29 protein-coding genes and 1 pseudogene are annotated in these 24,967 nt (G+C 69.9%); 8 read left to right on the forward strand and 22 right to left on the reverse strand.

Annotated features, from left to right (window positions below; translation table 11 throughout):
• The first annotated feature begins 8 nt into the window (after positions 1-8).
• A complete protein-coding gene (locus tag AC6CH0_RS03465; RefSeq protein WP_498098296.1) occupies positions 9-512 on the forward strand; it encodes an NUDIX hydrolase in 504 nt (167 codons plus the stop codon).
• Positions 513-514: 2 nt separating this feature from the next.
• Entirely contained in the window at positions 515-817 is a 303-nt protein-coding gene (locus AC6CH0_RS03470) for a hypothetical protein (protein ID WP_498098297.1), read from the forward strand.
• Positions 818-824: 7 nt separating this feature from the next.
• Here the strand turns inward: AC6CH0_RS03470 and erm are convergent.
• The 12 genes and pseudogenes from erm to AC6CH0_RS03530 all read right to left on the reverse strand — a co-directional run.
• Positions 825-1,625: pseudogene (erm, locus tag AC6CH0_RS03475) on the reverse strand (23S ribosomal RNA methyltransferase Erm); the annotation flags it as partial.
• 358 nt (positions 1,626-1,983) lie between these two features.
• Complete coding sequence (locus tag AC6CH0_RS03480; protein ID WP_498098298.1) at positions 1,984-2,556, reverse strand: hypothetical protein; 573 nt, start codon at positions 2,554-2,556, stop codon at positions 1,984-1,986.
• A complete protein-coding gene (locus AC6CH0_RS03485) occupies positions 2,553-2,972 on the reverse strand; it encodes a pilus assembly protein CpaE (protein WP_498098299.1) in 420 nt (139 codons plus the stop codon). Before AC6CH0_RS03485 ends, AC6CH0_RS03480 begins: the two co-directional genes overlap by 4 nt.
• Complete coding sequence (locus AC6CH0_RS03490; protein WP_498098300.1) at positions 2,969-3,712, reverse strand: endonuclease/exonuclease/phosphatase family protein; 744 nt, start codon at positions 3,710-3,712, stop codon at positions 2,969-2,971. The genes AC6CH0_RS03485 and AC6CH0_RS03490 overlap by 4 nt, the downstream gene beginning before the upstream one ends.
• Before the next feature lie 79 nt (positions 3,713-3,791).
• Positions 3,792-4,949: an alcohol dehydrogenase catalytic domain-containing protein gene (locus AC6CH0_RS03495; RefSeq protein WP_498098301.1), complete on the reverse strand. Its 1,158-nt coding sequence runs from the start codon at positions 4,947-4,949 to the stop codon at positions 3,792-3,794.
• 9 nt (positions 4,950-4,958) lie between these two features.
• Positions 4,959-5,813 carry an HAD family hydrolase gene (locus tag AC6CH0_RS03500; RefSeq protein ID WP_498098302.1) on the reverse strand — a complete coding sequence of 285 codons (855 nt, stop codon included), beginning with the start codon at positions 5,811-5,813 and terminating at the stop codon, positions 4,959-4,961.
• Positions 5,814-5,950: 137 nt separating this feature from the next.
• Positions 5,951-6,151 (reverse strand): hypothetical protein, encoded by a 201-nt coding sequence (locus AC6CH0_RS03505; protein ID WP_498098303.1) that lies wholly within the window; start codon positions 6,149-6,151, stop codon positions 5,951-5,953.
• Positions 6,148-7,032 carry an SDR family NAD(P)-dependent oxidoreductase gene (locus AC6CH0_RS03510; protein WP_498098304.1) on the reverse strand — a complete coding sequence of 295 codons (885 nt, stop codon included), beginning with the start codon at positions 7,030-7,032 and terminating at the stop codon, positions 6,148-6,150. Before AC6CH0_RS03510 ends, AC6CH0_RS03505 begins: the two co-directional genes overlap by 4 nt.
• A gap of 47 nt (positions 7,033-7,079) precedes the next feature.
• Positions 7,080-7,433 carry a chorismate mutase gene (locus tag AC6CH0_RS03515; protein ID WP_498098305.1) on the reverse strand — a complete coding sequence of 118 codons (354 nt, stop codon included), beginning with the start codon at positions 7,431-7,433 and terminating at the stop codon, positions 7,080-7,082.
• Positions 7,426-8,697: an RNA polymerase sigma factor gene (locus AC6CH0_RS03520; protein ID WP_498098306.1), complete on the reverse strand. Its 1,272-nt coding sequence runs from the start codon at positions 8,695-8,697 to the stop codon at positions 7,426-7,428. Before AC6CH0_RS03520 ends, AC6CH0_RS03515 begins: the two co-directional genes overlap by 8 nt.
• Entirely contained in the window at positions 8,697-9,065 is a 369-nt protein-coding gene (locus AC6CH0_RS03525; RefSeq protein ID WP_498098307.1) for a YciI family protein, read from the reverse strand. The genes AC6CH0_RS03520 and AC6CH0_RS03525 overlap by 1 nt, the downstream gene beginning before the upstream one ends.
• A gap of 66 nt (positions 9,066-9,131) precedes the next feature.
• A complete protein-coding gene (locus tag AC6CH0_RS03530) occupies positions 9,132-9,743 on the reverse strand; it encodes a DUF998 domain-containing protein (protein ID WP_498098308.1) in 612 nt (203 codons plus the stop codon).
• A 156-nt stretch (positions 9,744-9,899) separates the two neighbouring features.
• Here AC6CH0_RS03530 and AC6CH0_RS03535 point away from each other — a divergent pair, with 156 nt between their 5' ends.
• Positions 9,900-10,388, forward strand: a complete 489-nt coding sequence (locus tag AC6CH0_RS03535; RefSeq protein WP_498098309.1) for a hypothetical protein — start codon at positions 9,900-9,902, stop codon at positions 10,386-10,388.
• 99 nt (positions 10,389-10,487) lie between these two features.
• On the opposite strand, the gene AC6CH0_RS03540 is transcribed toward AC6CH0_RS03535, so the two are convergent.
• The 8 genes from AC6CH0_RS03540 to AC6CH0_RS03575 all read right to left on the reverse strand — a co-directional run bounded on the left by AC6CH0_RS03540 (position 10,488) and on the right by AC6CH0_RS03575 (position 16,952).
• Positions 10,488-11,807 (reverse strand): FtsX-like permease family protein, encoded by a 1,320-nt coding sequence (locus tag AC6CH0_RS03540; RefSeq protein WP_498098310.1) that lies wholly within the window; start codon positions 11,805-11,807, stop codon positions 10,488-10,490.
• On the reverse strand, positions 11,804-12,505 hold the full coding sequence (locus tag AC6CH0_RS03545; RefSeq protein ID WP_498098311.1) for an ABC transporter ATP-binding protein: 702 nt from the start codon (positions 12,503-12,505) through the stop codon (positions 11,804-11,806). The genes AC6CH0_RS03540 and AC6CH0_RS03545 overlap by 4 nt, the downstream gene beginning before the upstream one ends.
• 155 nt (positions 12,506-12,660) lie before the next feature.
• The gene (locus tag AC6CH0_RS03550; protein WP_498098312.1) at positions 12,661-13,425 is read right to left on the reverse strand and encodes a hypothetical protein; all 765 of its coding nucleotides are present in this window, start codon (positions 13,423-13,425) and stop codon (positions 12,661-12,663) included.
• Positions 13,422-14,330, reverse strand: a complete 909-nt coding sequence (locus tag AC6CH0_RS03555; RefSeq protein WP_498098313.1) for an ABC transporter ATP-binding protein — start codon at positions 14,328-14,330, stop codon at positions 13,422-13,424. The genes AC6CH0_RS03550 and AC6CH0_RS03555 overlap by 4 nt, the downstream gene beginning before the upstream one ends.
• Complete coding sequence (locus AC6CH0_RS03560) at positions 14,327-14,686, reverse strand: GntR family transcriptional regulator (RefSeq protein ID WP_498098314.1); 360 nt, start codon at positions 14,684-14,686, stop codon at positions 14,327-14,329. The genes AC6CH0_RS03555 and AC6CH0_RS03560 overlap by 4 nt, the downstream gene beginning before the upstream one ends.
• Positions 14,687-14,884: 198 nt before the next feature.
• Entirely contained in the window at positions 14,885-15,784 is a 900-nt protein-coding gene (locus AC6CH0_RS03565; protein ID WP_498101008.1) for a DMT family transporter, read from the reverse strand.
• A gap of 243 nt (positions 15,785-16,027) precedes the next feature.
• A complete protein-coding gene (locus tag AC6CH0_RS03570; protein WP_498098315.1) occupies positions 16,028-16,426 on the reverse strand; it encodes a hypothetical protein in 399 nt (132 codons plus the stop codon).
• Positions 16,427-16,598: 172 nt separating this feature from the next.
• The gene (locus AC6CH0_RS03575; RefSeq protein ID WP_498098316.1) at positions 16,599-16,952 is read right to left on the reverse strand and encodes a DoxX family protein; all 354 of its coding nucleotides are present in this window, start codon (positions 16,950-16,952) and stop codon (positions 16,599-16,601) included.
• Positions 16,953-17,245: 293 nt separating this feature from the next.
• On the opposite strand from AC6CH0_RS03575, the gene lpdA reads away from it, so the two are divergent.
• Positions 17,246-18,646: a dihydrolipoyl dehydrogenase gene (lpdA, locus tag AC6CH0_RS03580; RefSeq protein WP_498098317.1), complete on the forward strand. Its 1,401-nt coding sequence runs from the start codon at positions 17,246-17,248 to the stop codon at positions 18,644-18,646.
• A 179-nt stretch (positions 18,647-18,825) separates the two neighbouring features.
• Here lpdA and AC6CH0_RS03585 read toward each other — a convergent pair whose 3' ends face one another.
• Together AC6CH0_RS03585 and AC6CH0_RS03590 are read right to left on the reverse strand one after the other, a co-directional pair.
• Positions 18,826-20,442, reverse strand: a complete 1,617-nt coding sequence (locus AC6CH0_RS03585) for a monocarboxylic acid transporter (protein ID WP_498098318.1) — start codon at positions 20,440-20,442, stop codon at positions 18,826-18,828.
• Positions 20,442-20,834, reverse strand: a complete 393-nt coding sequence (locus tag AC6CH0_RS03590; protein WP_498098319.1) for a DUF485 domain-containing protein — start codon at positions 20,832-20,834, stop codon at positions 20,442-20,444. Before AC6CH0_RS03590 ends, AC6CH0_RS03585 begins: the two co-directional genes overlap by 1 nt.
• 194 nt (positions 20,835-21,028) lie before the next feature.
• On the opposite strand from AC6CH0_RS03590, the gene AC6CH0_RS03595 reads away from it, so the two are divergent.
• The 4 genes from AC6CH0_RS03595 to AC6CH0_RS03610 are packed head-to-tail and all read left to right on the forward strand — an operon-like array spanning position 21,029 to position 24,879.
• On the forward strand, positions 21,029-22,255 hold the full coding sequence (locus tag AC6CH0_RS03595; protein WP_498098320.1) for a sensor histidine kinase: 1,227 nt from the start codon (positions 21,029-21,031) through the stop codon (positions 22,253-22,255).
• Positions 22,252-22,998: a LytR/AlgR family response regulator transcription factor gene (locus AC6CH0_RS03600; RefSeq protein ID WP_498098321.1), complete on the forward strand. Its 747-nt coding sequence runs from the start codon at positions 22,252-22,254 to the stop codon at positions 22,996-22,998. The genes AC6CH0_RS03595 and AC6CH0_RS03600 overlap by 4 nt, the downstream gene beginning before the upstream one ends.
• Position 22,999: 1 nt before the next feature.
• Positions 23,000-23,407, forward strand: coding sequence for a DUF485 domain-containing protein (locus tag AC6CH0_RS03605; protein WP_498098322.1), 408 nt, complete (start codon positions 23,000-23,002; stop codon positions 23,405-23,407).
• Entirely contained in the window at positions 23,404-24,879 is a 1,476-nt protein-coding gene (locus AC6CH0_RS03610; RefSeq protein WP_498098323.1) for a sodium/solute symporter, read from the forward strand. Before AC6CH0_RS03605 ends, AC6CH0_RS03610 begins: the two co-directional genes overlap by 4 nt.
• Positions 24,880-24,967: the final 88 nt, after the last annotated feature.

Here is a 24,967-nt window from a genome sequence, read left to right on the forward strand (position 1 = left end):
GAGACCCTGTGACCGAGCAGCAGCAGTTCACCGAGAGCTACGCCGCATCGCACGGCCGTTTCGCGGTGATTCCCGCCGCGTACCTGGTGCTGCGTCGCAACGACGAGGTGCTGCTGCAGTTGCGCCGCGGCACGGGGTATTACGACGAGTACTGGGCGTGCGGAGCAGCCGGGCATGTCGAGGCGGGCGAGACGCTCCTCGGCGCCGCCGTGCGCGAGGCCGGCGAGGAGCTCGGCATCGAGCTCGACGAGGGCGCACTCACCGTGCTCACGGTCATGCATCGCACCGGCGGCGAGGTGGATGGCGTGCGCCACGCGATCGACGAACGCATCGACGTGTTCTTCGGCGCCACCGAATGGCGGGGCGAACCCCGACTCATGGAGAACAAGGCGGTCGAGCTCGCGTGGTTCCCGCTCGACGGCCTGCCCGACCCGGTCGTGCCGCACGAGCTCGCCGTGCTCGAAGCGCTGCGCGACGAGCGGCTCGCACCGATCACGCCCTACGGGTTCTGACCATGCCCGCCGAACCGTGGCAGGCCGCGCTCATCTGGGTGCCGGTCGCGCTGTTCGCGCTCGCCATCGTGATCGGCATCGTCGTGCGGTGGATCCGGGCTCCACGCGGCGTCCGATCGCGCTTGCGGCACTCACTCGGCCCGATCATGAGCGCCGGCGAGAAGTACCAGGAACTGCACACCGGCCAGCGCGGCCTGCAGGATTCGATCATCGAGTCCGTGCAGGAACAGGAGTCGCACGGCTCGGAGCGGGGCGCGGGCGACGACGCCGACGCAGGCCGTCGCCGCCGAGCGTCGCCCGATTGACGCCGCCTCACCCGCGACCTCCGCTAGCGTTCCGGCGTAGGCGGCCGGGGGCCTCGCGCACCTCCGCCCACACCGCCGCCCAGTGCCGCCCGTCGAGCCGGCTCGGCAAGACGTGAGCGGGCAGCTCGAGTGAGCGCAGCAACCGCCGGCTGCGCTCGGTGGGCAGTGGCCGTGACGTGCGGGCCAGTATCTGGGCCAGCCCATTGCCGCGACCGCGGTACACCTCGGCGACGAACGCCTGATACGCGGCACGGTCGGCCGTCGGCACGAGCGGTTCCCGCCGCCGCTCGATCGTGAAGACACCGCCGTCGACCGACGGTGCCGGCTTGAACGCCCGCGCCGGAACGCGCTCATGCAGCCGGAACGTGAACCACGGGTCCCACTGGGCCGTGAGCAGGCTCGAGCCGCCGACCCCGCAGCGACGCCGCGCGACCTCCCACTGGGTGAGGAGGATCGCCTCGGTCCAGCCACCCCGAGCGAGGAGCGAGCGCATGATCGCCGTCGTCAGGTGGAACGGCACATTGCCGATGATGGCGTGCGGCGTGGAGGGATACCGCCATGCAAGTGCGTCGGCCTCCACGATCGTCACGTGCGAATGACCCTCGAACTCACGACGGAGCGAGTCGGCCCGGCGCCGGTCGATCTCGAGCGCGATCAGCGGCCGGCCGAGCCCCGCGAGCTCACGCGTGATCGCACCGCTACCGGCGCCGAGCTCGACGATCGGGCCGCGAGCGGCGGCCGTCAGCGCGACCAATCGGCCGACGACGCTGCGATCGACGAGGAAGTTCTGGCCGAGTTCGTGGCGGCCACCGAACGACGGCGGGGCGAACGCCGAGGCCGGCGCCGACGCCCGGTGGGAACGGGCGGATCGACCGGAACGGGAATCAGAAGACGAGAAGGGAAGGGAAGAAGGGTTGTGCGTACGCAATGAGAACTCCGCTGGCGAGTATCGTCAGCCGGGCGCGCCGAAGCAGCACCGCGGCCAGGGTCATGGCCGAGGCGGAGGGACGCGTGAAGGTTCGGTCGCTCCGCCTCAGGCGGTGCGGGGCCGAATGATCATTGCCGTGGAGTTACAACACACGATCGTCGACCCTAGCAAATGGGATCGCTCGGCGCAGCCTGCCGCCTGCCGGCGGCGGAGACAGGCCGAGGCATCCGCGATTCGCTCAAGCGCCCGACGGCGGGTCCGCGAGCAGCTGCACCCGATCGCCGAGATAGCGGGCGAGGGGCGTGAGCGCATCGGGCTGCGCGGGGCTCCAGCGCACGAACACCTCGTCGCCGACGACGACGAGCGGGCCGGATGCTCCGGTGCGGGCGAGCTCGGCCGGGTCGATCGGCGACGTGTCGAAGTTCACGGTCTCGCCCTCGGCGATGCCGCCCTTCACCGCGGCGGCGCGAAAGGCGCGCTGCTCGGCGATCGCGGCAGCCGGCGTGCTCCGCCGGGCGGGGCGCTCGGCGCGCACCACTCGCCCGGTGGCCCGCAGTCGGCCGGCGCCGGCGGCGGGCTGATCGTCGGCATCGATCAGCAGTACCCCGAGCCGCCACACCCGGCCGAGCGGAGTCATGCGCGCCGCACGCGGGATGCCGAGCGTGCGCCGCTCTGGCACGTACTCGGCGAGGGTCTCGTCACGGGCCGCGTTCCGCCGGAGCTCGGCGGCTGCGTCGGAGACGAGCCCGGCAACCGCCGACCCGATCGCCGCGCTCCGGTCGCGCGGCTCGGCGCCCGGGGCATCCGTCACCGCGACCGTCCGACGAGTTCAAGCAGGGCGAGACCGTAGGCCTCTGAGACATCCGGGTGCTCGAAGCGCCGCCGCCCATCGGCCAGCTCGATCTCGACCTCGAACGCGTCGTCGAGCCGGCGCAGCGCACGGAACGTCGCCCGCAGCAGCTCGCGGAGCTGGTCTTCACGGGGCAACCACACGGCGTCGCCGATCGAGACGGAATCGAGCGCCCACTCGGTCGTGCCGTTGAACCCGAGAATGGTTCCCGTCGGGTAGCGGTGCGCCTCGATCGTCATCTCGCTGACGGTGAAGATGTCGGCCTCGACCTCGTGCTCGACGGCGTCGGGCAGGTCGAGCTGGAATCGGTCGCCCGATTCGGGATGCCAGGCGAGTCCCGCCTCACGCAGCGCGAGCGCGAGCTCGCGGCTGATCATTGCGTGTCCGCGATGTCTGCGGCATTCGCGGCATCCGCGGCATCCGCCTGCGCCTCACCCGCGTCGCCCGGCAGGCTGTAGTCCGCATTCACGAGGATCGGCATGTGATCGGATGACCCGCGCGCGAGCGTCTCGATGCCGGCGATGTCGAACCCGACCGATGTGGCGAGGTCGAAGTGACCACGGAAGAACTTGTACCGCGTGTACGTGCGCTTGTCGCTGAGCGTCAGGTCGTAGCCCGAGTCGCGCACCTTCTCGCCGAGGTTCTCCTTGAAGATCGGGTAGTTGTAGTCGCCCACCATGAGCGTCGGCAGGCCCGGCCCGAGAAACTGCAACTCGCCGAGCGCCGTCTTGATCTGGTGGCGGCGCAGTGAATTCAGCGCGGTCAGCGGGGCGGCGTGGAACGACGCCACGATCAGCTCCCGTTGCACCTCGAGATCGAAGAGGCGCACGCCGATGAGGCGCTCGTGAGCCGGTCGCAGCAGCCGGTCGTGCAGCGACTTCTTGAGCACGAACGCCTGCACGCGCCGCGCGGTGAAGCGGTCGGCACGGTAGTAGAGGGCGAGCCCGAGGCGATTGCGCTGGGTGGAATCCGCGAGCTCGAGCGAGCCGATGTGCTGCGGCAGGTCTTGCGTGTCGCACTCCTGCAGGCAGAGGATGTCGGGCGAATACCGGTCGACGATGCCCACGAGCTCGCCACTCGCCCGGTGCTTGCGAAGGTTGTAGCTGATCACGCGCATGATCGAATCAGCCTACGTCGCCAGGCTTCGGACTGGCCCAGAATCCCGGTGCTCGTCGTCGCATCTCGCAACGATCACCTCACATCGGGCGGCGCCCGGGCGCCACCCCGACCCGAACGTGCAATCCGGTCGCGGCCTCTTCGAGCGCGAGGTCGAGTTCGGTGAGCGGATGCGTCGCGCCGACGAGCTCGTCGAGCGGCAGCTCACGCCACGACCGCTCGAGGAACTCGACCGCGCGCACGAGCTGCGGCGCCGCGTAGTTGTGCACGCCCGTGATCGTGACGAGCCGGCGCACGATGGTCTCGGGATCGATGCCGACTTCGGGGCCGGACGAGACGCTGCCGACGAGCACCGCGACTCCGCCGACTCCGACGGTGTCGAGCACGGTGCGCACACCCGCGGGGGATCCGGATGCCTCGACCGCCACGAGCACCTCCGGCAGACCGCGTGTTTCGAAGCGGGCGAGCACGGCATCGAGCCGGTCCGCCGAGGTGCCGCGCGCGCCGGGGTCGGCCGTCACGGCGCCGAGCCGACGGGCGAACGCCCGCCGTGCGGCATCCGGATCGGAGACGATGACCTCGGAGCCCGACTCGATCGCGATCGCCGCGACCGTCAGGCCGATCATGCCACCGCCGGTGACGAGCACGAGCGCGTCGTCGAGGTCGACCCGCGCGGTCGCGGCATCGAGCGCCGCCACCGCGGTCGCGGTGGCGCACGATGCCGGGGCCGCGACCGATGCGGGCAGCGCTTCGCTCACCCGCACGGTCGCCGTGCCGGCGCGCAGCTGCACGTGGGTGGCGAACCCGCCCGAGAGCTCCCAGCCTCGGTGCACGCGCTCGTGGCCGTATTTCGCGAGCGAGCGGCACTTCTGAGTGACTCCCCTGCGGCAGCGATCGCAGGTGCCGCAGCTGACGGACACCGACCAGACGACCCGGTCGCCGAGCTCGAGCGGCGAGCCGTCGGCACGGACGGCGCCCTCGCCCACCGCGATGACCCGGCCCACCTGCTCATGGCCGAGCACGAGCGGCGCAGCGGCGACACGATCGCCGCGCACCGTGTGCACGTCGGAGCCGCAGATCGTCGCGAGTTCGACCTCGACGAGCGCCTCACCCGCCGCGAGGCGCACCCCGGGCGCCGCGAGCGCATCGTGCGGGCGGCCGGGCTCATTCCAGACCATGGCCACGGGAGAGGGCTTCACGATGACGTCGAGCTCGCCGACCCGCACAACGGTGTGCATCGATCCGCCCTACTCGCCGCGAAGGCCGAGCAGCGCAGGCAGCTCGGTGACGCTGTCGATCACGGCGTCGGCGCCGGCGCCGATGAGCGCGTCACGATCGTGCGCACCGCTCAGCACGCCGACGACGAAACCGGCGCCGGCGTTGACGCCGGATTCGATGTCGCTCACGGTGTCGCCGACGACGACCATCGCGTCGACCGCGCTGGTTCCCGTGCGCAGCAGTGCGGTGAGCGCCAAGTCTGGGTGCGGGTGGCCGCGTCCCGCATCAGACGGGGACAGCGCGACATCGACGAGCCGGCGCCAGTCGAGGGCATCGAGGATCGCGTCGCGAGTCGTGGGCGCGAAGCCGGTGGTGAGGGCGACGAATGCCCCGGCACCGCGCAGCTCCCTGATGACGTCGGCCGCGCCGGCGATCTCGGCGATGCCCTCGTTCGCGACGAGCTCGGCGAACGCGGCCTCGAATGCGGCACTGCCGCGCTGCGCGGCCGCTTCATCGCCGCGGGCGAGCACGCGGAAGACCTCGGTCGTCGACTGCCCCATCGTGTCGCGCACGTACTCCACCGCTGCATCGAGGGCGTCGCCCGTCGCGATGCCGCTGCGTTCGACGGCGAGTGCGAACGCCCGCTCGACGACACCGCCATCGGCGACGGTCGTGCCGGCCAGGTCGAGCACGATGAGCTCGATGTCGCCCTCGTCGGGGTCTTCGGACTCCTCGAGGTCGTCGTCAAGATCGTCGAGCTCCTCGTCGAGCGCATCGACGTCGAGCTCGCGGGGATCGGCCTCACCGGGCCGGGAGAGCTCGGCGAGCTCGTCGAGCTCGGCGAGCTCGTCGTCGGAGATGCGGACGGGGGTCTTCGCGGTCATGATGCACCTCTCTGCAGGGTGGCTGCGCATGCTGCGTTCAGTCCTGTTGGCCCACGGTAGGCAGCGGTCGCCAACGGGGGGCGGCGGCGTGGTTACGGGAAGGTGAATCCCTCGTGCCCGAACGTCGGCTGCGCTGCTCAGCGTCGGATGCGGCCCGGTCCGAGAGCTGCGCCGATGCCCACCGCGATGATGCCGGCGAAGAGGAATCCGTAGCGACCCGAGACGACGCCGAACGCGGCCAGCACGATGCCGATGACCACCACGGTGCGCGAGAGCACACGCCTGACCTTCGGCCGTCCGAAGAAGCCGGGTCGCCCCCGTTCGCCCGACCCGGTCATGCGCCGACGGTGAAGGTCTCGCCGGTGGCGTCTTCGGCGAAGGTCCAGAATCGAGCGCCGATCGCGGCATCCTTCGACACTCGGGTCGGCGTCTGCAGGGACGGCGCGCCCTTCGTCGAGAACCGCGGACCCCAGAACTGTCCACCCTCGACACCGGGCGCGGTCAGCGCGTGCAGCGTCACCTCGGCGCCGCGATGCTTGCCCTGCGCCCACGGTGTCTGCAGCGCGTCGGCGAAGCGTGCTCCGGCGGTCGGTTCGTTGACCCCGGGGACCCGTGGGGTGCGGCCGCTGATCGAATAGCCAGGGTGGGCGAGGACGCTCATCGCCGATGCCGTTCGAGCGGATGCCGTCGCTGCCCTCAGCCGACGGTCGAGTTCGAAGGCGAGCACGTGCGTCGCGATCTTCGACTGCGCATACGCCCGCCAGAAGTCGTAGCCGCGCGTGAGCTGCAGGTCGTCGACGCGGAACGACGAGAGCTTCGTCGCGAGTGAGCCGAGGCCGACGATGCGGGCGCCCGGCGCGAGGTGCCGCACGAGCCGGGCGAGCAGCGCGAAGTGGCCGAGCACGTTCGTCGCGAGCACGAGTTCGTTGCCATCGGGCGACTCGAGGCGCGCGCCCGGCGTGTGCACCATGCCCGCGTTCGTGACGACACCGTCGAACGGCGGTCGGTGCAGCAGTCGCGCGGTGCCGGCGCGTACCGAGTCGAGCGAGGCGAGATCGATGACGAGTGGCTCGACGGATGCCTCGGGGCGGGCGCCGCGGATGGCGGCCATCGCCGCCTCGAGTCGTTCGGGGCTGCGCCCGGCCAGCACGACGTGCGCGCCGGCGCCGGCGAGCCTGGCCGCGGTGAAGAATCCGAGTCCGGCGTTCGCCCCGGTCACGAGGTAGCGCCTACCCGCCTGCGGAGGAAGCGCGATGGGGTACCAGTTCACAGCTCGCGGGCGGTGCCGGCCGCACCGTTCGCGCTGTTCGCGCCGTTCGCGAGCTCCTCGTGGTGCTGGATGACCTCGGCGACGACGAAGTTGAACCACTTCTCGGCGAACGCCGGGTCGAGGTGCGCATCGATCGCGAGGTCGCGGAGGCGCGCGATCTGGCGCCGCTCACGGTCGGGATCGCTCGGCGGCAGGCCGTGAGTGGCCTTCAGCCGCCCGACCTGCTGCGTGAACTTGAACCGTTCGGCGAGCAGGTGGATGAGGGCCGCGTCGATGTTGTCGATGCTCGATCGGATGCCGAGCAACTCGCTCATCGCGGCATCCCGTTCGTCGAAAGGCCCGTCAGTCATGCTTCGAGCGTACTTCCATCCGCACGGCGCGGTCGTGCAGGTAGCGCTGCTCGATGAGGTTCTCGGTCATCCCGGCAGCCGCCCGGAACTCCTCCCCCGCGAGGCCATGGTTCCCGGTGAGTCCGAGCAGGTGGGCGCGCACCGCCCGCGCCCGCGCGCTGACGAGCGCGTCGGAGACGAGCTCGTGCTGCCGGTCGAGCTCGTCGAGCAGGGCGAGCCCGCGCTGCGCACCGTACGCGTGGGCGACGGCGACCACCCGGCTGAGCCGCACGGGTGCGGTCGGCTCGAGCTGCTCGAGGCCGAGGTAGAGCGCCGCGATCTGCGGCCAGTCGGTCTGGTCCGCGGTCGCCGCCTCGGCGTGCACGGCCGCAATCGCGGCCTGCAACTGGTAAGTGCCCACGCTGCGCCGTCGCCACGCCTCCTCGATGAGGGCACTGCCCTCCGCGATGAGCGCGGAATCCCATCGGCCGCGATCCTGCTCGGCCATGGGCACGAGCTCCCCCGAGGCATCCGTTCGGGCCCCGCGCCTGGCCTCGGTGAGCAGCATCAGGGCGGTCAGGCCCTTGGGCTCGGGATCCTCCGGCAGCATGCGCTGCAGCATCCGGGAGAGCCGGATCGCCTCCTCCGTGAGATCGCGGCGGCTCAGCGCGTCACCGGAGGTCGCGGTGTACCCCTCGTTGAAGACCAGGTAGAGCACCCGCATGACCGCCTCGATGCGCGGCCGCAGATCGCCCTCGAGCGGCAACGCGAAGCGAGCGCCCGCCTTCTTCAGCTGCTGCTTCGCCCGGCTGATCCGCACCGCCATGGTCGGTTCGCTGACGCCGTACGCATGAGCGATCTCCGCGGTCGTGAGCCCGCCGACGGCGCGCAGCGTCAGCGCGATCTGCGAGGCGCTGCTGAGCGCGGGGTGACAGCAGAGCACGAGCAGGTGCAGGCTGTCGTCGTGGTCGGCGACGGCCGGTCCGGGTGCGGTCGGGTCGAAGAGCGACGGGTCGGATGCCGCGGCCGCGTGCTCTCGGCGATGCGCCGCCTGCTCGGAACGCAGCAGGTCGATCATCTTGCGGTAGGCGACCCTGATGAGCCAGCTGCGGGGTTCGGCCGGAATGCCGTCGCCGGGCCACTGGCGGCTGGCCGCGATGAGCGCTTCCTGCACCGCGTCCTCGGCCACGTCGAAGCGACCGAAGCGGCGCACGATCGCGCCGAGCACCTGCGGCGCCTCGGAGCGCAGCAGGTGCTCGACGGTCGTCTCGCGGGCGACCGGCATCAGGCGAAGTCGTCGCCCATGATCGGGCGGATCTCCATGGGCTCGCCGAGCACCGCGACCATTCGGGAGACGATGTCGCGCGCGCGATCGAGGCTCGCGACCTCGAGCACGGCGAAGCTCGCGAGTACCTCCTTCAGCTCGGCGAACGGCCCGTCGGTGGCGATGACGCCCGACTCGGTCTTCCGAACCGTCGTGGTCACCGCCGGGTGGCCGAGGCCCTCGCTCGTCACGAACTCGCCGGTCGCGCGAAGCTCCGCCTCGAACTCCTGGTAGGCGGCGAATGCCGCCAGCGCCTCGTCCGACGGGGTGTCCGCCGTCGCGGCATCCCATGCGGCGGCCGGGGTGTAGCTGAGCACGAGGAACTTCATGGGGTGTCCTTCCAGACGGCGCGGTCGTGGCCACGCTATTCGGGTTCGATGGATGGAGCCGGGCTTTCAGGCGGCCCGGCGGAGTCGCAGCGCAACGATCGTCGTCCAGGTGAAGGCGACGAGGCCGGTCAGCGCAACCTGCACGCTCGCGCTCTCCGGGGAGACCGGAACGAGCAGCACGAGCGCGGTGACACCGTTGCCGATGGCCGGCCAGAGCGCCCGGCGACGGATGTCCCGTACGAGCAGCACGATGCACGCGACGGCGAGGGCGGTGAACGCGACGGCGGCAGCGGCGGAGTGAACGATCGAGTGCCACGACATCGGCACGGCACCCGCTGGTGCGCCGAGCGGGAAGCCGAACTGCGGATCCATGACGAAGCAACCAGCAGCGATGAGGCCCGCCCCGAAGATGCCGATGAAGAGCGGTGCAGCGCGCCGGCCGAGTCCCTGCGCCACCACCCGCCGATGCACGACCGCGAGCGCGAGCACGCCGAGTCCGGTGAGGACGAAGGTCGCGATCTGGATCCAGCCGAGCGCGCCGGTGGAGAGCTGGCTCAGCGGATGCGCCCGCAGATCGAATCCGGGCCGCGTGAGCATCTGCACGAGAGCGGAAGCGTAGAAGAAGGGTCCGGCGAGCGCCGCAGCCAGCGCGAGGCGGCGGGTGGAGCGAGTGTTCATGGTGTCCTCCCGAGGACGTTCGAAACGGTGTGTACCGCTACCTCGGAGCGAACCGGCCGACCTTGACATCGCCAGCGGATGTCAAGACGGTCGCCTCGGCTCCGATGTACCCATGAACGGCGCTGACCGACACGCGCCGAAGGAAAGGAAACGATCATGAACGACCACATCGAGACCCTGGACTCCACGGCCACCGAGATCGACGCCACTGCCGGCACCGGGAGCGAGCGGCTCGAGCCCTCGCCCGAGGTGCGCGCACTCGACCGTCTCGTCGGCGAGTGGACGGTGACCGGCGGCGCCGAGGGAATCGTGCGCTACGAGTGGATGCCGGGCGGGCACTTCCTGCTGCAGCACGTCGAGCTCGACCAGTTCGGCGAGCAGATCATCGGCCTCGAGGTCATCGGCCACCTGCACCCGTTCGGCGAGCCCGTCGGAGCCGACGTCGTGTCGCGCTTCTACGACTCCGCCGGGAACACGCTCGATTACGCCTACGAGCTCGTCGACGACACGCTGACGATCTGGGGCGGTGCGAAGGGCAGCCCGGCGTACTTCCAGGGCACCTTCAGCGCCGACGACCAGGTCGTCGACGGGGCCTGGGTCTACCCGGGCGGTGGCGGCTACGACTCGACGATGACGCGCCGCTGAGCAGTGCGCCGAGCGTTGCGCTGAAACGCCGACGCGGGGTGAGCCCGCCGAAACCGGCCGCTTCCCGGCAGGGGGTTTCGACGGGCTCACCCCGCTCGTTCACACCGCGGCGGCGGCGCGCTCCAGCATCGGCTTCGTCGCGAACAAGCCCAGCCACACGACGCCGATTCCCGCGGCGAGCACCCCAGCGATGACCGCGAGCGACAGCGGCGCGACGATGATCGTGAGGCCCGTGAGCGGCAGCATCACGACCGCCGCGGTCACCGCCGATCCGATCGCCGTGATGCGCAGCGGCGACATGACGGCGCGGCGGCGGGCGGCATCCATCGTCGGCGTCGGCATGCCGAGCATGCCGAGCGAGCGGTACAGCTCGCCGCGATCGAGGATGCCTGCGGCCTGGTTGACGCCGACCGAGCACGCGACCATGAGGAAGGAGCCGATGACCGTGATCAGGATGCCGGTGCGGATGTCGGCGAACAGCTCTTGCGACTCGGCGTCAGCGGCCTCGCCGAAGGAGCCGAGCAGGGCGATGCCGGTGCCGGCGAAGACGGCCATGAAGCTCGTCATCGCGACGCCCGAGACCTGACGCCACGCCGCCTTGGGCGACTCGAGCACGGCACGCGCCGCGAGCAGGCGGGCCGGCACCTTGGCGCGCTTGGCCTGCCCCTGGGCGACGAGACGGATGACCCATGGACCGATCAGGTTCAGCACCGCGATCGTGCCGCCGAACGCCGCGCCGAGCATCGCGAGAATGACCATCGCCGAGCCCGCCACCTGCAGCACGCTCATCACGAGGAAGGCGATCGCGATGACCGCGACACCGATCACGATCCGCAGCCAGTGCAGCTTCGGCGCATCCTGCTTCATACGCACGCCGAGCGGTGAGATGACCACCTGGCGCAGGCCGAGCACCGCGCTCACGACGGCGAGCAACGCCACTCCCAGCACGACGCCGATGATCATCAGCGGCGCGAGCACCACGCCCTCGATACCGAGGGCCTCTCCGCGGAACGGGATGAGTGCGAGCAGCGGCACGAGCACGAAGTACAGCACGACGCCGAGCAGGGCGCCCGAGACGGCGAGCACGACCGACTCGATCACGGCGAGCGCCGAGACCGTCGCCGGCATCGCGCCGAGCAACCGCAACGTTGCGAGCCGGTCGTCCCGCCGGCGCGCCGACAGCCGGGCGGCCGCTCCCCCGAGCGAGGCCAGCGGCACCACGAGCAGCACGAGGGCGACGACGGCGAGCGCCTGGTACGTGACGCCGACCTCGCCGGACCAGGTCCAGAACGACTGCGCGCCACCGAGGACCGTGAGCAGCAGCGCCGTCACGATCGCGAACGCGGTGATGGGCAGCGCGCTCGCCGCGATGCCTGCGGTTCCGGGTCGAGCGAGCAGCCAGGCGACCCGGGCGATCATGCCGACACCCCCGGCACCCGTTCGCCCACGATGCGGCCGTCGCGCATGTCGACGATGCGGCTGCAGCGGCCCGCGACATCCGCGTCGTGCGTGACGAGCACGAGCGTGCGGCCCTGGCCGGTGGTCGAGTCGAGCAGTGCCCGCATGACCTCGGCCGAGGTGGCCGAGTCGAGCGCACCGGTGGGCTCGTCGGCGAAGACGACGGATGCCCCGGTGACCTGCGCCCGCGCGATCGCCACGCGTTGCGCCTGGCCCCCCGAGAGCTGGCCGATGCGGCGGTCCTCCATGCCCGCGAGGCCGAGGGCAGCGAGCCAGCCGCGACCGTACTCCTCGGCGCGGGCGCGTGGCATGCCGTTCAGCATGAGCGCGAGGGCGACGTTCTCGACCGCGGTCAGCTCGGGAATGAGGAGCCCCTGCTGGAAGACGAACCCGTACGCCTCGCGCCGCAGTCGCGATCGCTCGCGTTCGCTGAGCGACGTGACGTCGACCCGCCCCGCTCCGGACTGGAAGCCCACGGTGCCGGCGTCTGGGCGGATGATGCCCGCCAGGCAGTGCAGCAGCGTCGTCTTGCCCGAGCCCGACGCGCCCATGATGGCGAGCGACTCGCCGGTGCGCACCTGGAGGTCGACGCCCGCGAGGGCTTGCGTCTGGCCGAAGGACTTGCTGAGGCCGGATGCCTCGATCACGAAGGAACTCATACCCTCGAGCCTGCCCAGCGGGCCGGGGCGGCGCGTCGGGCGGAAGTCGCATTCACGCGCAGAGGGCGTCATCCTCGCGGATGACGCCCTCTGCTTGCGGTGCGCCTGTCGGAACCCGTCCCCCAGGTCTCGACAGACGCACCCGTCTCTCTGACTCAGCGGGGTGTCGCCCGCCGGATCACGAGGTATCCGCTGATCGCGCACACGGAGGCCAATGCGAGCACGATGGTGAATGTGCCGACGAGGCCGATGGCGGCGAACCACTCGAAGATGGCGGGCCACGAGTCGCTCCACGTCAACCCGGCGACCAGAGCGAGCAGCACGAGGATCGAGCCGAACAGCATGATCATCATGCCCCGCATGCGCCACCGCATGAACACGGTCGTCACTGCTGCTCCGAGGAAGAGCACCATGAGTTGCAGCGCGAAGGTCGTGTAGAAGTCGACGAACCAGTTCGTCTGCCCGTACCAGAGCGCGTCGAACATGTGCGCTCCGACGCCCCACCCGTTCGTCGCGATCTCGAGCTGCACGAGCGTTGCGATCGACACGGCGAACATGAGCGCGACGAGCACGAACATGAGCGAGGTGCCGAGCCAGAAGTCGCGGCGGGTCGCACCGAAGCCGAGCGCGAACGAGAGCGTCAAGCCGACGGCCTGCACGCCGACGGCGACGAGGTACCACTGCGGCGACAGGGCCGCCCAGCTGTATCGCATGCCGTCGAGGTCTTCGGCGGTGCCGCCCGAGCTCGAGATGATGAGCGCGATGACGATGGTGACCACCCAGGCGCCGCCGAGGATCATCCAGGGGACGCCGAAGAAGACCGATGGTGTGACGGCGTGCAGGCGCACGACGCGCCAGATCTCGTGGGCCCGCGAGCGGGCTTCGGTGCGCACGATCGGCTGATCGATGACGGCGCTCATGCTGCGACCTCCTGGTCGGTCGAGTCGGCACTCAGGTCGGTGCCGGTCATGTGGATGATGAGCTGCTGGAGCGAGACGGGCGCGAGTTCGAGTCCGAGCTCGGCAGCCTTGATGCGCTCGCCCTGGTCGAGGCGGCCGTCGATGGTGGCGGATGCCAGCCCGCCGAGGCCTTCGCGACCGATGACGGGCCGGTCGGCCACGAACGACTCGACCGCGGCTCGCGGACCCGCAACGGTCGTCGCCGACCCGCGCAGTTCGTCGGCGTCGCGATCGAACAGGATGCGGCCCTGGTCGATGAGGATCACGTGCTCGAGGATGTTCGCGACCTCGTCGATCAGGTGGGTCGAGAGCACGATCGTGCGGGGGTTCTCGGCGTAGTCCGCGAGCAGGCGGTCGTAGAAGATGTGCCGGGCCACGGCATCGAGACCGAGGTACGGCTCGTCGAAGAACGTGAGCGGCGCACGCGACGCGAGGCCGACGATGACGCCGACAGCCGACAGCTGGCCGCGCGAGAGCTTCTTGATGTAGCGGTTCAGCGGCAGGCGGAAGTCGGCGACGAGCTGCTCGGCGAACGCGGCATCCCAGTTCTCGAAGAACCATGGCGCCGCCTTGAACACGTGCGAGGCCTTGAAGCTGTCGGGGTAGCGCTGCGATTCGGCGATGAAGCACATCTGGCGCAGCACGTCGGCATGCTCGGCGGGTTCGCGCCCGAAGACGTCGAGCTCGCCGGCATCCGGAAACAGCTGCCCGGTGAGCATCTGCATGATCGTCGTCTTGCCGGCGCCGTTGCGCCCGAGGAGTCCGTAGATGCGGTTCTCCTCGAGGTTGAGTTCGACGGCGTCGACGGCCGTGAACGAGCCGTAGCGCTTGGTGAGTCCGTTCGCGCGGACCACGGTGCGGGTCATGATTCGATCCTTTCTGCGCGGAGGAGGCCCGCGAGTTCTTCGATGCCGATGCCGAGCTTCTCGGCCTCGGTGATGAGTGGCCTGATGTATTCGTCGGAGAAGCTCGCCCGCCGACGCTCGACGAGCCGCTCGCGGGCGCCGATCGTCACGAACATGCCGATTCCCCTTCGCTTCTCCACGATGCCGTCGTCGACAAGGCGGGTCACCCCTTTCAGTGCGGTGGCCGGGTTGACACGCAGGAAGGCAGCGAACTCGTTCGTCGAGGGGATCTGGCCGCCCTCGGGCAGCGCACCGTCGATGATGTCGTTCTCGACCTGTTCTGCGATCTGGATGAAGATCGGACGTGAGTCGTCCATGCCCGCCCTTCTGTTCCGGTCGAACCTTGGTTGGTTCATTACTTGTGTAACTAACCAACCATGTGGAAGCGCGCGTGTCAAGTGCCGTCGGTCGAGCAGGCGCAGCCCGTCGGTCGAGCAGGCGCAGCCCGTCGGTCGAGTAGGCGCGCAGCGCCGTATCGAGACCACGTGACCTGGTCTCGATACGCTCCTGCGTCGCTACTCGACCGACGTGCGGCGCGGCAGGCGCAGGCGGCCCTGCGCGAGCAGGATGCCGAGCAGCACGAGCACCGCGCCGACCGGCTCATGCCACGAGAAACGCTCGCCGAGCAACAGCACGCCAAGCGCGACGCCGACGACCGGCGTGACGTACGTGACGGTCGACGCGTTGGTCGGCCCCCACGCGCGCAGCACGTTGATGTTCCAGATGTAGGCGAGCCCCGTGCCGAGCACGCCGAGAGCGAGAAGCGAGCCGACGATCGCAAGGTCGAGCTGCACGGGCTGCCAGGCGATCACGGGCGTCAGCACGAGCATGATCGCGCCCGCGATGCCGATGTTCAGGAAGGCGAACGTCGCCGGCGCGATCGGCCTGGTGCTCAGGAACTTGCGCGTGTACCCGAAGGTGAAGCCGTAGCAGACCGCTGCGCCGAGGCACGCGAGCTGTCCGAGCAGGCTCCCCGTCAGCGCGGCGTACTGCCACGGACCGATGATGACGAGCACCCCGACGATGCCGACGACCACGCCGGCCCACTGCGCCGCCACGAGTCGCTCGACCCGGAATGCGAGGGTCGCCATGAGCGCCGTCGTGATCGGGGTGACGGCGTTGTAGATCGAGGCGAGGCTCGACGAGACGTGCAGTTCGGCCCAGGCGAAGAGCATGTGGGGCACGACGCATCCGCTGATCGCGATGACCGTGAAATGCAGCCACACGACGGGCCGGCGCGGCAGCACCGGGCCCCGCTCCCCCGATGGCGACATCACACGCGGTCGCATGACGAGCACGATGATGCCGAGCGTGAGACCGCCGAGCACGAGCCGCGACCACGCGACCTGCGTGAAACCCACTCCTTCGAGTGCGACCTTCATGAAGAGGAAACTCGCGCCCCACACGATGCCCATGGCGAGGAACTGCACCCACGTCGAAAGCCTCGACGGCTGCGACGAGACGGATGCCGCGGCCGCGCGGTTCGGTGCGGTACTGGTGCTCACTGCTCGAGCGTATGCCCGGCCACCGACGCCCCGATACGGCCGCCGAGGTGCGTGTCCGGAACCCGCCGAAGAACGGCAGTGACGGCATCGGATGCCCCTCGCCTCGGACCTATCGATGAAGCGAGGCGTTGTCCACCGCATCTCGTGAAGAACTCAACTCCGTCGTGACGGCGTTTGATCCCGCCGGCGGGAGCGATCTTCTGGAGCGATGGTTCGGTGTTCCAACCAGGCGCAGATTCCGAGGCAAGTGCCGAGGCCGCAGAACGTCAAGACGGCGGCGACTGTGAGCCATCCAGTGAGCTGCCCCTGCTCGCCGGCACCGCCGGAAACGGCCGCTACCGCAGTGAGTAGGCCGTACGGGACAAAGAACAGCGCTCCCATCCAGGCCGGGATGAGCAGCAGAAGGCGCGGGACGCGCGGGCTTCGGGGGCCCGACAACACCGCCAGCAGGCCCACGCCAGCCAGCGCAAGGGCGACCGTGAAGTCGATGCCGTGTCGCTCCATCCAAACCACCAGGTCAGGAGCACCGTTCTTCTCGAACTCAAGCGCCATGTCGAATCCGCTCGGCAGACCCGCCCTACCGCCCAGAGCCCAGTACGTTTTGATCGAGATATACGGCAGCACTGAGATGAATCCGGCCCAGAGGAGCCGCTTACGTGCAGCAAGCGGTCGTGGTTTGAGTGATCTCATCGACTTCGCCGACCATAGCGGCCGAGTGTTCGCGTCAAAGCGCCCCCAAGAGAAGCGCAAGTGACCCGAGCGCGAACGCGAAGAAGAGTGCCGGGAACGCGATGCTGTGGAGGACGCGCGCGCGAAGATGCGCGATGAGCGCACTGAGGTAGAACACGGAGAGACCGAAGGCGGCCACTATTCCGATCGGAAGAAGGCCTGCAACACCGACGACAAGCCCGGCCGCGCCGGCTCCCTTGAGGGCGGCGAGGGCTGGCAGCCAGCGGTCGGGTACTCCGACTTCTCTGGAGTTCGCGACCACGAACTTCGCACGCATGATGTCCCCGACCACGATCACCATGTTCATGAGGACCGTGATGCTGATCACGATGATGGTGATGGTGGGCATCCACATTCCTTTGACTCGGTCAAGAGCGGCGGCTTCATCCTTCAGCGAAGCTACCGACAATCAGTCGCGCAGTCACATCCTGATTCGGTTCCACGCGTTGACCGATGCGATTGCTTCGCCCTCGCCGCAGGCGCGCCGTCCCTGGCCGGAGCCACCACCGTGTCCGCGTTCGAGCTCGGAATCAGCTCAGCTGCTCCTCCCGGACCGCAACCGAACAAACGAGCTGCCGCTCACCTGACCGGGTGGCCCTTCGACGCCGTCTCGCTCCGATGGACACTAGCTAGGCTGACGATATGACCACCCATTTCGATGTCGTCGTTCTCGGCGCGGGCCCGGGCGGCTACGTCGCTGCAGTGCGCGCCGCCCAGCTCGGTCTCCGCGTGGCCGTGATCGAGCAGAAGTACTGGGGCGGGGTGTGCCTGAACATCGGGTGCATCCCCTCGAAGGCGCTGCTCCGAAATGCGGAGCTCGCCCACATCTTCCACACCCAGGCCGCGACCTTCGGCATGTCGGGCGAGGTGAGCTTCGACTACGGCGTCGCCTACGAGCGCAGCCGCCAGGTCGCCAACGGGCGCGTCAAGGGCGTGCACTACCTGATGAAGAAGAACCAGATCACCGAGGTCGACGGTCGCGGCACGTTCCGCGACGCGAACACGATCGACGTCGCGAAGGCCGACGGGTCGACCGAGACCCTCACGTTCGACCACGCGATCGTCGCGACCGGCTCGCGTGTGAAGCTCCTGCCCGGCGTCGAGCTCTCGAAGAACGTCGTGACGTACGACACGCAGATCATGGACCGCGACCTGCCGCGCTCGATCGCGGTCATCGGCGCGGGCGCGATCGGCATGGAGTTCGCCTACATCGTGCGCAACTACGGCGTCGAGGTGACCATCATCGAGTTCCTCGACCAGGCGCTGCCCAACGAAGACATCGACGTCTCGAAAGAGATCACGAAGCAGTACCGCAAGCTCGGCATCCCGATCCTCACGTCGACGAAGGTCGAGACGGTCACCGACAACGGCACGTCGGTCACCGTGGCATACACCGGTGCCGACGGGCAGCCGGGCTCGCTCGAGGTCGAACGCGTGCTGATGGCCGTGGGCTTCGCTCCGAACACCGAGGGGTTCGGCCTCGAGGCCACCGGTGTCGAGCTCACCGACCGCGGCGCGATCGGCATCGACGAGTTCATGCGCACGAACGTGCCGCACATCTTCGCCATCGGCGATGTCACCGCGAAGCTCATGCTCGCCCACGTCGCCGAGGCCATGGGGATCGTGGCGGCCGAGACCATCGGCGGTGCCGAGACGATGTCGCTCGGCGACTACCGCATGATGCCCCGCGCCACGTTCTGCTCGCCGCAGGTCGCGAGCTTCGGCCTCACCGAACAGCAGGCGCGCGACGAGGGCTACGACGTGAAGGTCTCGACCTTCCCCTTCTCGGCGAACGCGAAGGCGCACGGGCTCGGCGAGCCGACCGGCTTCGTCAAGCTCATCGCCGACGCGAAGCACCTCGAGCTGCTCGGCGGGCATCTCATCGGTCCGGATGTCTCGGAGCTGCTGCCCGAGCTGACGCTCGCGCAGAAGTGGGATCTGGGCGCCCTCGAGCTGGGGCGCAACGTGCACACGCACCCGACGCTCTCCGAGGCGTTGCAGGAGGCGTTCCACGGCCTCGCCGGCCACATGATCAACATGTAGCACCGCGGGTCTCGATACGCTCCTGCGTCGCTACTCGACCGGCAGATTCGACCGACGACAAGAGGGGCGGATGCCGCGGCATCCGCCCCTCTCGGTTCATTCGACCCGGCAGGGCAGGCGATGCCGCCGGGTCGAAGTGGGTTCCCGACGACGGGAGGGACGCCCGCCGCCGGGAATTCTCAGTGGCTGGAGGCCTTCTCGGCACCGACGCCGGTGAGCGAGCGCACCTCCATCTCGGACTGCTTCAGCGGGTCCTCCTTCTTCTTGTCGAGCACCGTGCCGAGCCAGCCGAGGAAGAACGCCAGCGGAATCGAGACGATGCCCGGGTTGGACAGCGGGAAGATCGCGAAGTTGATGTCTTCCGTCTTCAGCATCGACGTCACGGAGCCCGAGACGACCGGCGAGAAGATGATCAGGATGATCGCCGACGCGAGACCGCCGTACATGCTCCAGAGGGCGCCCTGCGTGGTGAAGCGCTTCCAGAACAGCGAGTAGACGATCGTCGGCAGGTTCGCCGACGCCGCGACCGCGAACGCGAGCGCCACGAGGAACGCGACGTTCTGCCCGTTCGCCCCGATGCCGCCGATGATCGCGACGACGCCGATGATGACGACGGTGCGACGTGCGACCTTGACCTCGGCGCCCGCCTCGGGCTTGCCCTTCTTCACGACGCTCGCGTAGATGTCGTGGGCGAAGGAGGCAGCGGCCGTGATCGTGAGGCCGGCGACGACCGCGAGGATCGTCGCGAACGCGATCGCCGAGATGAGGCCGAGCAGCACCGGGCCGCCGAGCTCGAACGCGAGCAGCGGAGCCGCCGAGTTCGGGCCGCCGGGCGCTGCCGCGATGACGTCGGCGCCCACGAGGGCCGCCGCGCCGTAGCCGAGCACGAGCGTGAACACGTAGAAGATGCCGATCAGCCAGATCGCCCAGACGACCGACTTTCGCGCCTCCTTCGCCGTGGGCACCGTGTAGAAGCGCATGAGCACGTGCGGCAGGGCCGCGGTGCCGAGCACGAGGGCGAGGCCGAGCGAGAGGAAGTCGACCTTCGCGACATCCGACACCCCGTACTTGATGCCCGGGTTCAGGATCTCGGGGTTGCCGGCGACCGCGACCGCGTTGTCGAGCAGGGTCGAGAAGTTGAAGCCGTTGATCGCGAGCACCCAGACGGTCATCACGCCGGCGCCGGCGATGAGCAGCACCGCCTTGATGATCTGCACCCAGGTGGTGCCCTTCATGCCGCCGATGAGCACGTACAGGATCATGAGGGCGCCGACGACGGTGATGACGAGCGCCTGGCCGAGCTGGTCGCCGACGCCGAGCAGCAGCGAGACGAGTCCGCCGGCGCCGGCCATCTGGGCGAGCAGGTAGAAGAAGCAGACGACGAGCGTCGTCGTGGCCGCGGCGATGCGCACGGGCTTCTGCTTCAGCCGGAACGAGAGCACGTCGGCCATCGTGAACTTGCCGGTGTTGCGCAGCAGCTCTGCGACGAGCAGCAGTGCGACGAGCCAGGCCACGAGGAAGCCGATCGAGTAGAGGAACCCGTCGTAGCCGGTGATCGCGATCGCCCCGACGATGCCGAGGAACGACGCCGCCGAGAGGTAGTCGCCGGCGATGGCCGAGCCGTTCTGGCCGCCCGTGAACGAGCGTCCGGCGGCGTAGTAGTCGGCGGCGGTCTTGTTGTTGCGGCTCGCCCGGAACACGATGATCATCGTGATCGCGACGAACGCGCCGAAGATGGCGATGTTGAGCCAGGGCTCACCCGGCGAGGTGGCGGGGGCGGCTTCGAGGTGCAGCATCAGCGGTCACCCTCCGATCGGGTCGCGGCCGGGAAGGCGGTGACGGATGTCCCGGACTCGATCTCGTCACGGAGGTTCGCGGCGATCGGGTCGAGTTCACGGTTGGCGTAGCTGACGTACCACATGGTCACGGCGAAGGTCGTGACGACCTGGGCGAGGCCGAGCAGGATGGCCACGTTGACGCTGCCGAACACCGGCGTCGACATGAAGTCGTGCGCGTAGCCGGCCAGCAGCACGTAGGCGAGGTACCAGACGAGGCAGGCGCCGAGCACGGGGAAGACGAACCTCCGGTGCTTCGAGCGCAGGCGCTGGAACTCTTCGGATTGTTGCACCGCGCGGTAGTCGACGGCCGGGGCCGTCTCGGTCTCCGCGCTCAGGGCGTCGTTGCCCATCGCGTCTCCTTCGGGGGGTCGCGGCGAACGGATCGCCCGCCGCATCGGATGTTCGGTCGGCCCACTCTCGCGCTCCGGGCGCGCAGCGTGGGGCCTGCGCCGTTCGTCGTCGCCGAACGGCGCCCACCGTGCGACGAGCGGCGGGTCGGCGACGACGAGCGAGCGACGCGAATCGAGGGGTTACGCTGTCGTGCATGCCCGAGTCGATGCTGCTCGCCGCCGCCCTCGGCGTGGCCGGCGGAGCGCTCGCGGTCGGACTCGTGCTGTTCCTGCGGCGCATCGTGCTCGCCTCGAAAGAACTCGGCACCGACGCCGAGCAGGCGACCTACCAGACGCTGCACCTCGCGTCGCGTGCGGCCGAGCACCTGCGCGGCGGCATCGACGAGCTCGACGCCCTGCGTGCGGGCAAGCACCTGCGTGCGCTCCTCGGCTGCGAGAGCCTCGCGATCGTCGACCGTTCGGGCATGATCGCGATCGATGGAGACGACGCCGTGCGGCCGGTCGCCGAGCGTCTGGCCGCGGCCGCACTCGCGAGCGGCCGCCAGCAGGTGCAGCGCCGCATCCCGGTCGGCGCCTGGGAGACGGACGCCGTCGTCGCACCGATCCTCGGCGGCGCCGGGCCGCTCGGCACGAGCCCCCTCGGCGCGATCGTCGCATTCGCCTCGCCCGTGCGGGCCGGGCTCGTGCGCGCGACGGGTGAGGTCGCCGCGTGGGTCGCCGCCCAGATCGAGCTCGGCGAGCTCGATGCATCCAGAGCCGCCCTCGCCGAGGCAGAGGTGCGGGCGCTCCGCGCGCAGATCAGCCCGCACTTCATCTACAACTCGCTGAACGCCATCGCCTCGTTCATCAACACCGACCCCGCGCAGGCGCGCGAACTCGTGCTCGAGTTCGCCGATTTCACCCGGTACTCGTTCCGCCGGCACGGCGACTTCACGACGGTCGCCGAAGAGCTGCGCTCGATCGACAGCTACCTGCGGCTCGAGCGCGCCCGCTTCGGCGAGCGCCTGAAGGTGACCCTGCAGATTGCGCCGGAGGTGCTCTCGACAGTGGTGCCGTTCCTGTCGATCCAGCCGCTCGTCGAGAACGCCGTGCGGCACGGGCTCGAATCGAAGGAGGGCGGCGGCACGATCACGATCGAGGCGGCGGACTCCGGCGCGTTCGCCGAGATCAGCGTCGAGGACGACGGTGTCGGCATCGACCCCGAGACGCTCGCCGCGGTGCTCGCGGGCAGCGCGGCGAGCGGCGAGCACGTGGGCCTCCGCAACGTCGATGCGCGCCTCCGGCAGGTCTACGGCGACGAGCACGGCCTCGTCGTCGAGACGAACGTCGGCGCCGGCACGCTCGTGCGCATGCGCGTGCCGAAGGCCGGGCCGAGACGCGCCTCCCCCACCGCGAGCCCCGATGGGAGACTTGAGCCATGATCTCCGTGCTCATCGCCGATGACGAGCAGCCAGCGATCGACGAGCTCGCCTTCCTGCTGGGGCAGGACCCGCGCGTCGGCGTGATCCACCAGGCATCCTCCGGCGCGGAGGCGATCCGCCTGCTCACGCGGGAGCCGGTCGATGCGGCCTTCCTCGACATCCACATGCCGGGCCTCACCGGCTTCGACCTCGCCCGCGCGCTGGCCCGCTTCGAGCATCGCCCGGTGCTCGTCTTCGTCACCGCCGACGAAGAGGGTGCGATCGAGGCCTTCGACCTCGCGGCGGTCGACTACCTGCTGAAGCCCGTGCGCACCGAGCGGTTGCACCGGTCGATCGGTCGTATCGTCGAGGCGCTGAAGGCCGGCCAGTCGAGCCACGTCGCCGCCGAGGCATCCGCTGCTCCCGAGCTGATCGCCGTCACGCTCGGCGGCACGACCCGCATGATCCGCCGCGACGACGTGCGCTACGTGCAGGCGCAGGGCGACTACGCGCGCTTGCACACCGAAGAGGCGAGCTATCTCGTGCGGGTGCCGTTGAGCGACCTCGAGCGACAGTGGGCGGATGCCGGTTTCGTTCGCGTGCACCGTTCGTACCTCGTGTCGCTCGCGCATCTCAGCCGGCTCCGGCTCGGCTCCGACCACCCGAGCGTCACGGTCGGCCAGGCGGAGCTGCCGGTGAGCCGGCGGCTGCTGCCGGCCCTCCGCGAGCGGCTCGACCAGGCGATGATCCGGCCGAGGGCCTGAGATGCACGAGCCGCCCAACGAGCGAGCGGATGCCGCGGGGCCGCCGCCTCGGGTGCGTGTCACGGCTCCGCGCGCGGGCGGCGCCGGGGCATCCGCTCGCCCGTTGCCGCAGCAGGGCGCTGGGGCACCGACGAGCGACATCGCCGGCGTCTACGTGCGCTCGCTGATCCGCTCGCAGTTGCGCCTCGCGATCGTGTTCGCGGTCGGATTCATCGTCGCGACGGCGATCTTCGCGTTCGCGATCGCGCTCGTACCCGGCCTCGACGACGCATTCGTGTTCGGGGTGCCGGTGTCGTGGCTGCTGCTCGGCGTCGGCGTCTACCCGCTGACGATCACCGTCGGCGGGCTCTACGTGCGCGCCGCGAGCCGCAACGAGGCACGCTATCGCTCGCTCACGGAGGCCGAGTGAACCCCGTCATCGGCTACACCGCGATCGCCGCGGTGGCGCTCGCCTCGGCGCTGATCGGCTTCTACGGACTGCGCGTCTCCCGCACGACGAGCGACTTCTACGTCGCCTCGCGCACCGTGCGGCCGTGGTGGAACGCCTCGGCGATCGGTGGCGAGTACCTCTCGGCGGCATCGTTCCTCGGCATCGCCGGGCTCATCCTGCTGCAGGGCTCCGGCGGACTGTGGTTCCCGATCGGCTACACGGCCGGGTACCTCATGCTCCTGCTCTTCGTGGCGGCGCCGCTCCGCCGCTCCGGGGCGTACACGATCCCCGACTTCACCGAGGCGCGTCTCGAGTCGACCTGGGCGCGCCGCGTGACGTCGACGCTCGTGATCGTCGTCGGCTGGTTCTACATCGTGCCGCAGCTGCAGGGCGCAGCGCTCACGGTGCGCATCACCACGGGCCTGCCGGCGTGGGTCGGCTCGGTCGCCGTGGCGGTGATCGTCGGGGTCATCGTCGCGGCGGGCGGCATGCGATCGATCACCTTCGTGCAGGCGTTCCAGTTCTGGCTGAAGCTCACGGCGCTCGCGGTACCGGTGGTCGCATTGCTGCTCGTCGTCGGCGGCGGGGAGCCGGCACCGCAGCTCACGTCCGCCGAGGCGTTCCCGCCGGCTGCCGGCCCCGCCGAGCTCGACGTCTACCGCACGGTCTCGCTGATGGTGGCGTTGCTCCTCGGCACCCTCGGGCTGCCGCACGTGCTCGTACGCTTCTACACGAACCCCGACGGCGTCGCCGCGCGCCGCACGACGGTGATCGTGCTCGTGCTGCTCTCGGTGTTCTACCTGTTCCCGACGGCGTTCGGGCTCCTCGGCCGCGCGTTCGCACCCGAGCTCGCGGCATCCGGCGAAGCGGACGCGCTGATCCTGCTGCTGCCCGGCCGGCTCGTGCCCGGTCTCGGAGGCGAGCTGCTCACCGCACTCGTGATCGCCGGCGCGTTCGCCGCGTTCCTCTCGACCTCGTCGGGACTCGTCGTCTCGCTCGCGGGCGTCATCAGCCAAGACCTGCTCGGCGGCAGCGTGCGGGGCTTCCGCATCGCGGCGATCGCCTCATCGCTCATCCCGCTGCTCGTCGCGCTCACCACGGAGTCGGCGGGTCTCGCGGGCAGCGTCGGGCTCGTCTTCGCCTTCACCGCGTCGACGCTCTGCCCCATGCTGATCCTCGGCATCTGGTGGCGCGGCCTCACCGCTCGCGGCGCGATCGCCGGCATGGTCGCGGGGGCGGTGCTCTCGGGCGCCGCCATCCTCGGCGGCCCGCTGTTCTCCGCCGCCGCCCCGGCGCTTCGCCCCTTCCTCGAGCAGCCCGCGGCGTGGACGGTGCCCATCGCGATCGCCGTGACGGTGCTCGTCTCCCGCGCCGACCGGCACCGCATTCCGCGCGGAGCCGACGCGTTCCTCACCCGACTACACGTGCCCGAACGACCACCGGTGCAGTGACCGGCAGGCGTTCGCCGGATCGCCGTTCACGTGTCCTCCTTCCCGGTGGCCGACGACCCCGCGGGCCAGCGGGACCGCCGATAGACTC

This window comes from Agromyces sp. GQ35 (genome assembly GCF_059758475.1).